At 70.3% G+C, this 13550-nt stretch carries 13 protein-coding genes; all 13 read right to left on the bottom strand.

Annotated features, from left to right (window positions below):
- Window positions 1–8 precede the first annotated feature (8 nt).
- Window positions 9–794, bottom strand: a complete 786-nt coding sequence (locus BLQ62_RS03880) for a 2-keto-4-pentenoate hydratase (RefSeq protein WP_068567164.1) — start codon at window positions 792–794, stop codon at window positions 9–11.
- A 44-nt stretch (window positions 795–838) separates the two neighbouring features.
- Complete coding sequence (locus tag BLQ62_RS03885; RefSeq protein WP_068567162.1) at window positions 839–2929, bottom strand: acyl-CoA dehydrogenase family protein; 2091 nt, start codon at window positions 2927–2929, stop codon at window positions 839–841.
- 19 nt (window positions 2930–2948) lie between these two features.
- Entirely contained in the window at window positions 2949–4028 is a 1080-nt protein-coding gene (locus BLQ62_RS03890) for an MlaD family protein (protein WP_068536494.1), read from the bottom strand.
- A complete protein-coding gene (locus tag BLQ62_RS03895) occupies window positions 4025–5050 on the bottom strand; it encodes an MlaD family protein (RefSeq protein ID WP_068567160.1) in 1026 nt (341 codons plus the stop codon). The genes BLQ62_RS03890 and BLQ62_RS03895 overlap by 4 nt, the downstream gene beginning before the upstream one ends.
- Window positions 5050–6123, bottom strand: coding sequence for an MlaD family protein (locus BLQ62_RS03900; protein ID WP_068536491.1), 1074 nt, complete (start codon window positions 6121–6123; stop codon window positions 5050–5052). Before BLQ62_RS03900 ends, BLQ62_RS03895 begins: the two co-directional genes overlap by 1 nt.
- Before the next feature lie 8 nt (window positions 6124–6131).
- Window positions 6132–7124 carry an MlaD family protein gene (locus tag BLQ62_RS03905; RefSeq protein WP_068536487.1) on the bottom strand — a complete coding sequence of 331 codons (993 nt, stop codon included), beginning with the start codon at window positions 7122–7124 and terminating at the stop codon, window positions 6132–6134.
- The gene (locus BLQ62_RS03910) at window positions 7121–8125 is read right to left on the bottom strand and encodes an MlaD family protein (protein ID WP_068536485.1); all 1005 of its coding nucleotides are present in this window, start codon (window positions 8123–8125) and stop codon (window positions 7121–7123) included. The genes BLQ62_RS03905 and BLQ62_RS03910 overlap by 4 nt, the downstream gene beginning before the upstream one ends.
- Window positions 8126–9157: an MlaD family protein gene (locus BLQ62_RS03915; protein WP_068567158.1), complete on the bottom strand. Its 1032-nt coding sequence runs from the start codon at window positions 9155–9157 to the stop codon at window positions 8126–8128.
- A gap of 9 nt (window positions 9158–9166) precedes the next feature.
- Window positions 9167–10024 (bottom strand): MlaE family ABC transporter permease, encoded by an 858-nt coding sequence (locus tag BLQ62_RS03920; RefSeq protein WP_068536481.1) that lies wholly within the window; start codon window positions 10022–10024, stop codon window positions 9167–9169.
- The gene (locus tag BLQ62_RS03925; RefSeq protein WP_068536480.1) at window positions 10024–10842 is read right to left on the bottom strand and encodes an MlaE family ABC transporter permease; all 819 of its coding nucleotides are present in this window, start codon (window positions 10840–10842) and stop codon (window positions 10024–10026) included. The genes BLQ62_RS03920 and BLQ62_RS03925 overlap by 1 nt, the downstream gene beginning before the upstream one ends.
- A 127-nt stretch (window positions 10843–10969) precedes the next feature.
- Complete coding sequence (kstR, locus tag BLQ62_RS03930) at window positions 10970–11593, bottom strand: cholesterol catabolism transcriptional regulator KstR (RefSeq protein WP_068536478.1); 624 nt, start codon at window positions 11591–11593, stop codon at window positions 10970–10972.
- Window positions 11594–11738: 145 nt separating this feature from the next.
- Window positions 11739–12740: a dTDP-glucose 4,6-dehydratase gene (rfbB, locus tag BLQ62_RS03935; protein WP_068536476.1), complete on the bottom strand. Its 1002-nt coding sequence runs from the start codon at window positions 12738–12740 to the stop codon at window positions 11739–11741.
- A gap of 9 nt (window positions 12741–12749) precedes the next feature.
- Window positions 12750–13547 (bottom strand): PaaX family transcriptional regulator C-terminal domain-containing protein, encoded by a 798-nt coding sequence (locus tag BLQ62_RS03940; RefSeq protein ID WP_068567429.1) that lies wholly within the window; start codon window positions 13545–13547, stop codon window positions 12750–12752.
- Between the last annotated feature and the right edge of the window lie 3 nt (window positions 13548–13550).

Below are 13550 nucleotides of genomic sequence, written 5' to 3' on the forward strand. Positions count from 1 at the left end.
CGGGTCTTTCAGGGGGCGAGTACGGCCGTCACGGAGCCCAGCGGGCCCATGTCGGCGACGACGGTGTCTCCGGCGCGCACCGGCTCGGCGCGCGTCATCGAGCCGGGTAGTACGACGTGGCCGGGCTCGAGGGTGGTGCCCAGCGGGCCGACGGTGTTCGCGAGCCAGACGAGCGCGTTGATCGGCGAGCCGAGGACGGCGCCGCCCGCGCCGGTGCCCACCTGCTCGCCGCTGATCCGGAAGGTGCACCCGACGGTGCGCAGGTCGATGTCGGTCAGCCGGGTGGGCCGGCTGCCCAGGACCACGCCGCCCGAAGAGGCGTTGTCTGCCACGGTGTCGACGATGGAGATGTTCCAGTCCTTGATCCGCGAGTCCACCACCTCGAGGGCGGGCACCACGAAGTCCACGGCGCGGATCGCGTCCGCCACCGTGACACCGGGGCCGCGCAGTTCTCGGCCGAGGACGAAGGCGATCTCCGGCTCGATCCGCGGCTGCATCCACGACGAGGTGTCGATCGGCATCTGCTCCAAGTGGAACATCGACGCCGTGAGGTGACCGAAATCAGGTTCGTAGACGTTCATCTGGCGCTGCATCGCGAGCGAGGCGAGCCCCACCTTGTGGCCCTTGACCGCGTCGCCCGCGGCCTCCCAGCGGCGCACCTGCTCCTGCTGGATGCGGTACGCGTCGGTGACCGTGGCATCGGGGAACATGCCGATGATCGGGTCGATCGGCGCGCATGCGGCGTACGCGCCGAGCAGCGCGTCGGCGGCGGCGGAGACAGCGGAATCGTCCATGATCGAATACTAGAACAGGTTCCAGTCCAGCGGTGCGGAACGCCTCAGGAGCGGGGCAGGCCGAGCAGTTGCTCGGCGGCGACGTTCCGCAGGATCTGCGACGTGCCGCCCGCGATGGACAGGCACCGGGTCAGCAGGAACTCGTAGCGCGCGTCCGCGGGGTCCTCCGGGCCGGCGACCGCACCGTCGGGGCCCAGGCGTCGCAGGCAGGCCTCCGCCACGGCCTGGCGGTGCTGCACGCCGACCAGCTTGCGGACGCTGGACCCCGCTCCCGGATCCTGCCCGCCGACGCTGGCGATGACGGCGCGCAGGTCGAGCAGGGTGCAGGACGCCGCCTCGGTCACGAGTTCGCCGAGCGCCGCGAGATCGGGTGCCGGACCGGGATCGGCGAGCAGGGACTCGAGCCGCGCGCCCAGCCCCGAGCCGCTCATCGCCACCCGCTCGTTGGCGAGCGTGGTGCGGGCGAGGCGCCAGCCGCCGTTCACCGCGCCCACGACGCAGTCGTCCGGCACGAAGACGTCCTCGAGGAAGACCTCGTTGAACCGCACGTCGCCGGTGATCTCGCGCAGCGGGCGGACGTCGATGCCGTCCGAGAGCATGTCGACCAGGAAGTAGGTGATGCCCTTGTGCTTCGGTGCGTCGGGATCGGTGCGCGCCAGGCAGATCGCCCAGTCGGCCTCGTGTGCGAGCGAGGTCCACACCTTCTGCCCGGTCAGCGACCATCCGCCCTCGACACGCGTCGCCCTCGTCCGCAGTGAGGCGAGGTCGGATCCGGCCTCGGGCTCGCTGAACAGCTGACACCAGGTGATCTCGCCCAGCAGGGTCGGCCACACGAACCGCTCCGCCTGCTCGGACGTGCCGTGTTCGAGAATCGTGGGCGCGGCCCACGCGCCGATCACCAGTGTCGGCCGCTCCACGCCCGCCGCCTCCAGGGCCTCGTCGAGCACCAGCTGTTCCGCCGGTCCCGCGCCGCGGCCGTAGGGCGGATCCCAGTGCGGCACCAGCAGTCCCGATTCGGCGAGGGTGCGTCGCTGCTCGTCCGCCGTCATCGCGGCGATCCGCTCGGCCTCCGCCGCGGCCCTTGCGTGATCGCCCTCCACCTCGTAGTCGAGTCCGCGGCGGACGCCGGAGATCGCGAGTTCTGCTGCGCGCGTGCGCCATCCGGTCGTATCGCCGAGCAGGGATCGCAGCGCCGTCGCGCGGCGCAGGTACAGGTGCGCGTCGTGCTCGAAGGTGAAGCCGATGCCCCCCAGCACCTGGATCGCGTCCTTGGCGTTCTGCACCGCGGCGTCGAGCGCCCCCGCGGCCGCGACGGCCGCGGCGAGGTGGTGCTCGGTTCCGGCCCCGACGGAGCGGGCGGCGTCCCAGGCCAGGGCCGCGGACTGCTCGGCGCGGCAGAGCATGTCGGCGGCGATCTGCTTGATCGCCTGGAACGCGCCGATCGGCTTGCCGAACTGCACCCGGACCTTGGCGTACTCCGCCGCGGTGCGGAGCGACCAGGCGGCGATGCCGGCGGCCTCCGCGGCGGCGAAGGCGGCGAGCGCGGCCCGGGCGTCGTCGCCGGTCAGCGCGGGGATCGCGGTGGCCTCCTCGAACGCCGGGTCTTCGAGGTGGATCCGGGCCAGTGGCCGGGAGGTGTCGAGTCCTGGCAGCGGCTCGACGGTGACGCCGGCGGTCCCGGGCGGAAGCAGATGCCAGGTGCCGCCGGGGGACTCGATCAGCAGATGGGAGTCCGGCGTCGCGTCCGGTGCGAGGGAGCCGTCACCGTCGACGACGAGCGCGGCGCGGGCCTCACCCGCCGCGAGCGCGGCCCGCACGTCGCCGAGGCGGTCCGTGCCGCGCAGGTGATGCTCGAGCAGTACGCCCACGGTGACGGTGCCCGTGACCGGTCCCGGGGCGAGCACCGCGGTTGCGGCCTCGACGGCGACGGCGGCGTCCTCGGCGGTGCCGCCGAATCCGCCCAGGTCCTCTCCGAGCGTGATGCCGAAGACGCCGATGTCGGCCAGGCCGCGCCAGGCCTTCTCCAGGGCGCCCGCGTCGCCGGAGCGGACCGCGTCGACGGGGTGGGCGCGCTCGGCCCAGTCACGGATCGACTCGGCGAGGGCGTGCTGGACATCGGTGATCGCGAGGGCCACGGTTCTCCTTCGGCCCGCGTCAGCGGGGCTGCGCGGGTGTGCTGGACGGTGCGGTGCGGCGGGACGGCGCGGCGGGCGTCGTGCTCGATGACGCCGGGCGGGTGGGATCGGCCGTGGGCTTCGCCGACGACGGGGTCGCGGGCCCGCCCTCGGATCCGGCCAGGCGCAGCGTGACTGCGCCGGAACGACCGCGCACCGAGCCCAGCGCCGTGTCGAGGAGTTGGCCGGCGTTGATCGTCGAGAGCGGCGCGGCCATAGCGCGGACCGAGGGGAGCAGGAGCTCGGAGAGGTACTGCACGCTCGGCGCGGCACCGTCCTCGAAGCCCTGGATCACCTTGAACAGCTCCAACATGCCGTCCTGGATCACGTTGGGGTAGTCGCCCTCGCTGATGTAGGACACCGAGTGGGGCGCCATCTCGCCGTAGCCCTTGCCGAAGGTGCGCAACGGCTGCTCGAGGCTGAGCAGCAGGGCGCCGACCTCGGTCGCGCGCGGGGTGATCGAGTTGAACGACTGCAGCAGGTCCCGGATGTCGGGCAGCTGGCGCAGGATCGACGTGGCGGAGAGAACCGCACCGGAATCGATGGTGGGCACCGTCTGCTCGTTGTCCGGCAGGGCCTCGTCGGCGCGGGCCAGCAGGCGCTGCACGGTGCCCGGATCGAGCTGCTTCATCAGCCGTGAGAGCGAACTCGACAGCGCGCCGACGGTGGAATCGGCGGTGTCCACGACGCCGTCCAGGCGTGCCCCGTCGGGGACCGCAGCACCGTCGCTCTGGGCGATGGTCAGGTACGTCTCGCCCAGCCCCGAGAGGTTCTGCACGCGGACCTTCGCGCCGGCGGTGATCCGGGTGTCCTTCGCGTAGCCGACCTCGACCTCGACCCGGTCGGCGTCGACCGTGAGCCCGCGGACCTTACCGACCTCGACGCCGCGATCGAGGACCCGCGAGCCCTCTTGCAGGCCGTTGGCGTCGGTGAGCCGGATGTAGGCGGTGCGCTCACCCGAGGGCGAGAACCATTGCACGCCCTGGTTTCCCAGGAGCAGGACGGAGACCACCACGAGCGCGACGAGGCCGAGGGTGGAGGCGATACCGGAGCGGGTCATCGGGCTTGTCCGATCAGTCGCAGGACCTTGATCGCGCCGGGCGAGACGTCCTGGCCGGCGGTGTTGGTCACCGAGTCGATCTTCACGACCGGCTTGGTCACGAACGGGACGAGGTTCTTGTTCACCAGGACCGAGCCGCCGTGGATCGCGGAGCCCAGCGAGACCATGTCCGCGGTGAGCAGCTCGAACAGGTCGGACGACGAGTTCATCAGCGGGATCAGCCAGTAGCCCTGCTGCAGCATGCCGCCCACGGCGGGCAGCAGCACACCGATGTTCGACATGAGCTTGCCCTGGTTGGCCCAGTACTTCATGTGGTACGGCGTCAGCGTGTCCTTGAAGTTCGCCTCCTGCTTGGCGATCCGGTCGGCCATCTCGGTCGCCGAATCGAGCAGGCGGTTCACCTCGGCGGTGTTGGCGCCGAGACCGGTCACGTCCCGGCTGAGCTGGGTCGAGAGCAAGTCGAACTGCGGGCGCTCCTTGGGCAGCGCCGTGTTGAGTCGCTCGATCGTCTTGCTGACGTCCTGCACCGAGCCGCTGCCGAAGTAGTCCGCGAGGATCGTGAGCGTGCTCTCCACCGATCGCGGCGGACTCGTCTGCGTCTGGGGCAGGACCGCTCCCGCGCGCAGCGGTTGCGCGGCGCCGGTGGACTTCTCGGGCATCTCCAACCGGACGTAGGCCTCGCCGAGGAGCGTGTCCTGCAGGACGGAGGCGTGGATGTCCGAGGGCACGGAGACGGACTTGTCCATGCGCACGGTGACGGTCGCGGCGTCCTCGCCCAGCGCGACGGCCTTGACCCGGCCGACGGTCAGCCCGCCCAACGAGATCCGTGCCCCGATGGGCAGGTTCAGCACGTCGGCGAACTGCAGCTTCACCTCGTACTGGTCGCCGTCGGAGAGAGGATTGCGCATGTCCATGTTGGCGGGACTCACGCCGCACCCGGCGAGGGTCACGGCCGCACCGACGACGATCGCCGTCGACAGGCGGCGGGGGAGCCAGCGCACCGCGCGGCGTGTGCGGGTCATCAGCGACCTCCCTGGAAGGGCAGTTGGGCCAGGTCGACGGTGGCGGTCTGTGCCTTGCCGGCGACCACGGAGCAGCTCCCGGGCGCCTGCGCGTTGATCTGCGCGCAGAGTGCGTTCGGGTCGCGGGTCGCCACCGAGGTGACCGGAACCCCCGCCACCGCGGTGGGCGTCTCGTCGCCGCGCGGCAGGTACGGCGCGATCTGCGAGCCGAACACCGGGAGCATCTTCGCCAGCGCCTCGTTGGACTTCACGCCGGTGGCGGCCAGTTTGACCGCGTCCGCCGCCAGGGTGCCGCCCGGCTTGATGACGTCGCCGTAGCGGCGCATCATGTCGTCGCCGACCAGGAAGAAGACGGGCAGCGTCTGGAAGATCTCCGACACCGCCGGGAAGGTCACCTTGCCGTACTGGTCGAGGACGTTGCCCGCGTGCTGGAGGGTGAGCAGCATCTCGCCCCACTGCTGGTCCATGCTCTGCATGAGCGGACGGACGTTGCTGACCACGGTGGTGACGTCGCCGAGGAAGCCGGCCGGATCGCTCATCAGCGTGGACAGGTTCGTCAGCGAACGGGCGGCCTGCGGCGGCACCGACGGCCCGACCTCGGTGTCGAGGCGCGTGAGCAGCCTGCCCAGGTCGGCGGAGGCACCGCCCTCGGTCACCGAATCGACCAGCCGCGTCGCCGCGGAGGTGGTCTCGGAGATGGATTTCGGCGTCGCCGTGTTCTCCCTGGTGATGCAGGTGCCGGGGTTGAGCGTGGCGCCGGTCGAGTAGTTGCCCACGAGCTCGAGCGAGCGGTCCGCGAGGATCGACGTCGAGCGGGTGACCGCCTTCACCGAGGCGGGCAGGGTGCGCCCGGAGACGTCGAAGGTGACCTTGACCCCGTCGCCCGAAGGCTCGACGGAGCGGACCGCACCGATCTTCACGCCCATCTGGGTGACGTCGTTGTCGGGGTAGAGGCCGATGCCGTCCGCGAGGTACGCGCACTGCGTGCTGGACGCGGCGGCGGCCGCGCCGACCGCGGTGGGGACGAGCGGCGCGAGTAGTACGGCGGCCGCGGCGAGCAGGGAGATCCTCATCGGTCGCATCAGCAGCTCACCGTCGCCGTCGGGAAGCACAGGCGGCTGGCCAGCACGGTGTCGGGCGACATCGGCTTGCCCTGCTTCTCCAGATTGGCCTGCATCGTCTCGATCGTCTTCTGCAGCTCACCGATCATCGCGGGGATCGTCACGTTCGTCGTCTGCAGGGCGGACTCCATCTTGCCGAAGGCGTCGCCGAGCGTGTCCCGGTACTTCCAGTACAGGTCGAGGAAGGGCTTGATCTTCCCGAACATCCCGGCCAATCCCTGGTACGCCAGGCCGAAGTTGGCCGCCGTCTGGTCGAGGGTCACGATCGCCAGCGAGGCCTTGTGGATCATCGTCATGATGGTCTCGCGCTGCTCGGCGAAGCTCGTGGCGTACTGCGTGCTCACGTTGATGATCCGGCCGATCTGGTCGCGCTGCTCCGTGAGCTGGCCGATCAGCGAGTTCACGCCCTCCACCACGTTGTCCACCGAGCCGGGGTTGGAATCCAGGCCGGTGCTCAGCGCCTTGATCGACGTGGCGAGCTGGGTGCGGTCCACGGGCTCGAGCTTCTCGGGGGTGTCCTGCAGCAGATCACCGATGCTGTACGGGAGGCTCACGCGGGAACGCGGAACGGGCTTGTCGCCCAACGCGGACCGCCCGGCGGAGGTGACGGCCACGTAGAAGCCGCCGGCCACGGTGAGCATGCGGACGGCGACCGAGGTCTGGTCACCGACGAAGACGTCGTCATCGATGCGGGCGGTCACCTGCACGTCGTCCTTGCGCAGGTCGACGGCGGACACCGAGCCGATCCGCACGCCGGAGGCGCGCACTTCCACACCGGGCTTGATCAGTGCCGCGTCCTGGGTGACGAAGGTGAGCTCCTTCTGGCCCGGCGGGCGCAGATAGACGTAGGCGAGGCCCGCGGTGATGACGAGGGCGACGGCGACGGCGATGGCACCGATCCTGGTGCTGCGGCTGATGAGTCCGCGCCAGGGCGGACGTCCGGTGAAGATCATTTCAGGCACACCGTCACATTCGTTCCGCCGGTCAGCACGGTCACCTTGTTCGGCAGCGGGGCCTCGCCCTTCGAGCACGGCGCCGGCGGCGCGCCGAGCAGGGCCGCGACCCCGGTGAACAGGCCGGGCAGCTTGCCCATCGCCTGCACCGCAGCGCCCGGATCCTGGAAGGCCGTACGCATGAGCTTCTCCACGTCGAGTTCCTTGGACAGGCCGAGGGCGGTGAGCACCCGGTTGGTGGCAGCACCGAAGCCGGGGCCGTAGGTGGCGGTACGACGGAACTCGTCGAGGTTCTGCAACACCTTCGTCAGCAGGAGATCGAAATTGACGATGAACTCGACGACCTGCGGCGAGTAGTCGTTGATCATGTTCGCGACGCGGGTGACGTTGTCGATGAGTGTCTTGATCACGGTCTGCCGATCGGCGAGGTTCGCGGTGATCTTGTCGATCGCGCCGAAGGTCTGGGCCGCCGTCGTGTCGTCGCCCTGCAACAGCCCCAGCAGGTTCCGGGTGAGCTCGTTGACGTCCTCGGGGCTGAGCGTGCGCAGCACCGGGGCCAGGCCGTTGAACAATGTGGTGATGTCGAACGACGGGGTGGTGCGGGCCATCGGGATCGACGTGGTGGGCGCGCCGCCGGCGGAACTGCCGGGCTGGATCTCGATGAACCGCTCGCCCGTGAGGTTGCGGTACTTCACGGCGACGCGGGTGGTCGAGGTGACGGGATGCTCGTTCTGCGCGGAGAATCCGACGACCGCCTCGTTGCCGTTGCCGTCGGCGGTGCCGCGGACGTCGACGGCGGTGACCTTGCCGATCAGGACGCCGCGCAGCCGCACGTCGCTGCCGACCCGCAGTCCGGAGGCGTCCGAGAGGTGCGCCTCGTAGTCGCGGGTCTCGCCGCCGGCCGGGTTGCGCAGCGCGGCGAAGATGCCGGCGGCGATCGCCAGGGTGATCACGAGTGCGATCGCGAGGGTGATCGTGGCGCGAGTGTTGTTGGCGCGCATCTAGCGTCCCCCTTCCAGTACGGAGGCGGCGGCCGGCAGGCGGTCGGCGATGACGTTCATACGCAGTGCGATGCCCTCCGGGACGGTGATGAACGCCTTGTTCATACCGGCGATCAACGGGACGATCTGGCGTGGGATGCTCACGGTGCGCATCACCTTGGTGGTGCTGTCCATGATCACGCGCAGCATGACCGTGCCCGGCGTGAACTCGGCCTCGTGCGAGCCGAACATGTCGGCCAACGGGGTGAAGAAGCCCGTACCGAGCAGCGTGGTCGTCTTGTCGATCTTGTCGTAGTTGTTGACGGTGTAGTCGAGCGTGCCCGCGGCCTCGCCGCCGCGCATCTGCGGCACGAACCAGCCCTCGAACGCGCCTTCGACGAGGCCCGGCGCACCGTCGAGCGTGGTGCGCACGCTGCGCAGGGTGGTTCCGATCGGCACCTGCGCGGACCGGGCGTTCTGCTGCTCGATGGAGAAGGCGACCTGCAGCAGCGGTGTGATGGCCTGGGTGTACCGGGTGGCCTTGCGGGTCACGTCGATCAGCTTCGGCGTCATGACACCCGAGACGGAGACCGCGCTGCGCGTGAGCAGGTCGGAGATGGTGTCGTTGCTCGATCGGGGGCGCAGTGTGCTGCCCGAGCGCAGGTCCGCGCCGCCCTGGCCCGGGACCAGAGCCATCTCGGTGACGCCGAAGTAATTGCCCGGCTGGTAGCGCACCGAGAGGGCATCGGTCAGGCCGCGGATGTTGCTGCGGTCCAGGCGGACCGCCACCCGTGCCTGCCCGGCGCGGGGGATGACCACCGACTGCACCTCGCCGATCGGCACGCCGCGCAACGTGACCCGGGTGCCGGGCTTGACGCCGGGCCCCACGTCGGCGGACTCGACGGTGAGCGCGAGCCGCGGGTCCGAGGCGGGAATGCGGGAGGAGACGAAGGCGGCGAGCGCCGCGATCAGGATCACGGCGATCGTCGCGACGCCCACGGTGAAGAAGACGCGTTGTTGGCGACCGGGTGTGCCGCCGAGCAGTTCGTACATCGTCGCCCCCTAGCCCTTGAAGATGATCTCGGGGGTGATGCCCCAGAAGACGATGGTCAGGATGAAGTCGAGCGTGAGCACTGTGACCAGGCTGGCGCGCACCGCGCGCCCACTGGCCAGACCGACGCCCTCGGGCCCGCCCTTGGCGAAATAGCCGTAGTAGCAGTGGATGATGGTGACGGCGGCGCAGAAGACCACGGCCTTGAGTGTGGACAGCGCGATGTCACCCGGGCTGAGGAACTGCTCGAAGTAGTGGTTGTAGGTGCCGAGCGCCTGGCCGTGGAAGACGACCACGATCAGCTTGCAGGTGAGGAACGCGAGCAGCAGCGTGAGCATGTACGCGGGGATCACCACGACGATGCCGGCGATGAGCCGGGTGCTGACCACGTAGGGGATCGAGCGGATGCCCAGCGCCTCGACGGCGTCGATCTCCTCCGCGATCCGCATCGAGCCGATCTGCGCGGTCATGCGGCAGCCCGCCTGGGCGGCGAAGCCGATGCCCGCGGAGATGGGGATCATCTCGCGGATGTTCGCCAGGCCGCCGATGACACCGGTCAGCGGTCCGAAGCCGATCAGGTTCAGGCCCGCGTAGGCCTCGATGGCCACCGCCGCGCCGCTGGCCGCGCCGAGGATCACCATCATCACCACGACGCCGCCGTCGACCACGACGGAGCCACGGCCCCAGGCGAGTTGCTTGAGTACGCGCGAGGTCTCGCCGCGGTACTTCAGTAGCGCGACGGGCACGAGGTAGATGGACTGGGCGACGAAGACGACGGCCTCGCCGATGCGCGCGATCAGGCCGGCCGGCTTCGAGTCCAGCGCGCCCTTCTTCGGCTTCGCCGGTGCGGGTGGGGTCGTGGTGGTCATCAGGCCACCTGACTCGGGAAGAACATCGTCTGCAGCTGCGTGAGCCCGAGGAAGGACAGGAAGATCAGCGTGATCGACAGCACCACGGAGGAGTTCACGCCGTCGGCGACGCCGCGCGGGCCGCCCGAGGCCTCCAGGCCGCGCAGGCCCGCGACGAGGCCGACGATCATCGCGCCCGTCTCCGCCTTGAGCACCGCGAAGGCGAGGTCCGACGGGGCGGAGAAGGCGCCGAAGGAGGACCAGAAGCCGCCGGAGCTGAGACCGAACTGCCAGACCGAGACGGTGAGCGCCACGAGCATCGCCACCGCGACGATCGCGACCAGCAGCATCGGCGCGATGATCATCAGCGCGAGCATGCGCGGGGCGATGAGGCGCGCGATCGGGTCGACGCCCATGACCTGCATGGCCTGCAGCTCCTCGCGAACGGTGCGCGAGCCGAGGTCGGCGGCGATCGCGGAGGCGCAGACGCCCCCGAGCAGGACGCCGGTGGCGAGCGGGGCGCCCTGGCGGATGATGCCGATGCCCGACGCGGCGCCGACCAGCGAGTTGGCGCCGACGGTGTCGACGAGGGCGCCGACCTGGACGGAGACGACCGCACCGAAGGGGATCGCGACCAGCACGGCGGGCAAGGTGGTGACTCGCAGCAGCGTGACCGCCTGCGTGATGGTCTCGCCCACTGCGAAGTTGCGCTTGAGGATGCCGCGGGCCGTCCAGACGATGATCTGGCCGGCGAGCAGGACCGAGCGCCCGATCGTGGACAGGCTCTTGGTGAAGATCGCGGTCAACCGGTACAGCCGGTACAGCGCCGCGGCCCTCACGCTCGGCCTCCGAATGCCACCATCGGGTGTCCTCTCCTCATTTTCGAGAGGAGCGTATCAACTGGCGGGCAAAACTAGTACGTGTTTCAGTTTTTCCCTTGATTACCCGATGTGACCTGCTGGTTCGTCAGTCCTTGATGAGGAGATCGACGGCCACTGAGAGCCGCTTCTGGACCTCCGTGGCCGATGCGCGATGGGTTACCCACGCGACCAGGTTCGCCATCCACACATCGGCGATGAGATGGAACGTATCGCGCTGGCGCTCGTCGGGATCCGCGACGCCGAGGGCGTGCGCGAACATGCCCTCCAGGAGGCGACCCACCCGTTCGACCTCGGCGGCGGCGGTCGCATCGGCGAACATGAACGCGCGGACCATGGCCTCGGTGAGCAAGGGGGCGCGCTGCAGGGCCTCGGTGTTGCGGTCCAGCACGAACATCAGGCGCTCCGCCGCCGTCTCGCCGGGGATCTGCGCCTTGCCGATCCGCTCACCGGCCCGCTCGAACTGACTGACCAGACCCGCGACGAGCAGGTGCACCTTCGACGGGAAGTAGCGGTAGAGCGTGCCCAGTGCCACGTCGGCCTTCTTCGCCACCGCGCGCATCTGCACCGCGTCGTAGCCGCCCTTGCGGGCCAGCGCCAGCGTGGCGTCGATGATGCGCTTGCGCCGTTCGCGCTGCCCCGCGGTGTCGAGGTCCTCACGGGAGGAAGCGGGAGCGGTCGCGGTCGCGGCGGGGGTGCCTTCGGGCGGCATGGGTGGTCACCTCGGAAATCTCGTCGTCCGCCGGCTGGTGTCCGGCGGGCGGGGTCGCATCGTGTCGCGACAATTGAAACAGGTTTTCGTGCCGGACCTGTGCTTTCCGGGCCGGTTCAGTCGAAGATCACATGATTCGGTCGGCTCAGGAGCCGCTCTCGCGCCGTGCGTAGGCCGCCTCGACCCCGGTCTTGCCCGGCTCCCACCACGCCCGGTTCTCGCGGTACCACTCGACGGTGGCCCGCAGGCCGGCATCGAGATCGGCGTGCGCGGGCGCCCAGCCCAGTTCGCGCCGGAGCTTGGCCGAGTCGATCGCGTACCGCAGATCGTGGCCGGGCCGGTCCGGCACGGTGTCGTAGTCGTCGGCGGGGCGGTCCATCATCGTCAGCAGCGCGCGCAGGACGTCCCGGTTGGAGCGCTCGCCGTCGGCCCCGATCAGGTAGGTCTCGCCGATCCGGCCGCGCTCGAGGATCGCCCAGACGGCGTCGTTGTGATCGTCGACGTGGATCCAGTCGCGCACGTTCGCGCCCGCGCCGTAGAGCTTGGGGCGCTCGCCCGTGAGGATGTTGGTGATCTGGCGCGGGATGAACTTCTCGACGTGCTGGAACGGCCCGTAGTTGTTGGAGCAGTTGGAGATCGTGGCCCGCACGCCGAAGCTGCGGACCCAGGCGCGCACCAGGTGGTCCGAGGACGCCTTGGACGCCGAGTACGGGCTCGACGGCCGGTACGGGGTGTCCTCGGTGAAGCGCTCGGGGGAGTCGAGGGCGAGATCGCCGAAGACCTCGTCGGTGGAGATGTGGTGCAGCCGCACGTCGTGCCGGCGCGCCGCGTCGAGGAGGACGGCGGTGCCGCGGATGTTGGTGTCGAGGAACGGCCACGGGTCGCGCAGCGAGTTGTCGTTGTGGGTGTCGGCGGCGAAGTTGACGACGGTGTCGGCGTCGGCGAGCAGGTCGTCGACGACGGACGGGTCGGTGATCGACCCCTTGACGAAGGCGATCGACTCCCGCACGTCGTCGAGCGTGGCCTCGCTGGCCGCGTAGGTGAGCGCGTCCAGGACCGTGATCCGCACGTCGGGACGGGTCGCGACGGTGCGGCGGACGAAGTTCGCGCCGATGAAGCCGGCGCCGCCGGTGACCACGATGTGCATGGGGACAGATTAGTGGGGTTGCAAGGGCGCGTCGAACCAGCGCAGCAGCCGCACCGGCGATTCCGGCTCGGCCGCAGCCAGTGCCGTCCACGCCTGCTCGGCCAGCGCGCGGGCGCGAGCTCCGATCCAGTCCTCCGGCAACAGTTCCGGAGGCAGAAGCGGGTCGGGCTCGTGCGCGCGGGTGAACTCCGCGACGAGCCCGATGGACAGGGCCAGCCGTTCGGCGTGCGGCGCGGCGGGTGTGCGGGTGAGCGTCCGGCTCGCGCGGTCCGCCAGCCGGCGGTGCCCGTCGGCGAGCCGGTCCAGTGGCCACAGGCGGCGCGCGGCCGCCGCGCCGCGGTCGCCGCCGACGGTGAGGTCGGTGCTGGTCAGCGTGGTGAGGTAGGTGTCCGCGCCGGCCGTCCCGGCGGCGACGCGCAACCGCTTCTCCCAGGCATGGGCGCAGGCGTACAGGCCGCCCTGCACCGGCGCGCCGCCCAGCGCGAGGATCGCGTCGCGCAGCACCGTGCGCGCCTCGCGTTCGGACTCCGGCACCGCGAAGCCAGCGAGGTGCCAGACGCCGTCCCACGGTGCGTCGCCGCGGTCCTGCGCGTAGGCCAGCCGGATGTGTGCGCGATCGGGTTCGATGCCCGCGCGGGTCGCGTCCGTCGCGGTGAGTACCGCGCCCCGGCCCCGCCCGGTGACCGTGAACCGGCCCTCGGAGATCAGTCGTTTGATCGCCAGGCGCACCTGCTGATCACTCATGTCGAGCGCCTCGGCGACCGCGTACAGTTCCCCGCCGTCGATCGTGGCGTCCTCGCGCAGCATCGC

The sequence above is a fragment of the Tsukamurella pulmonis genome, assembly GCF_900103175.1.
In the GTDB taxonomy this organism is placed as follows: Bacteria; Actinomycetota; Actinomycetes; order Mycobacteriales; family Mycobacteriaceae; genus Tsukamurella; species Tsukamurella pulmonis.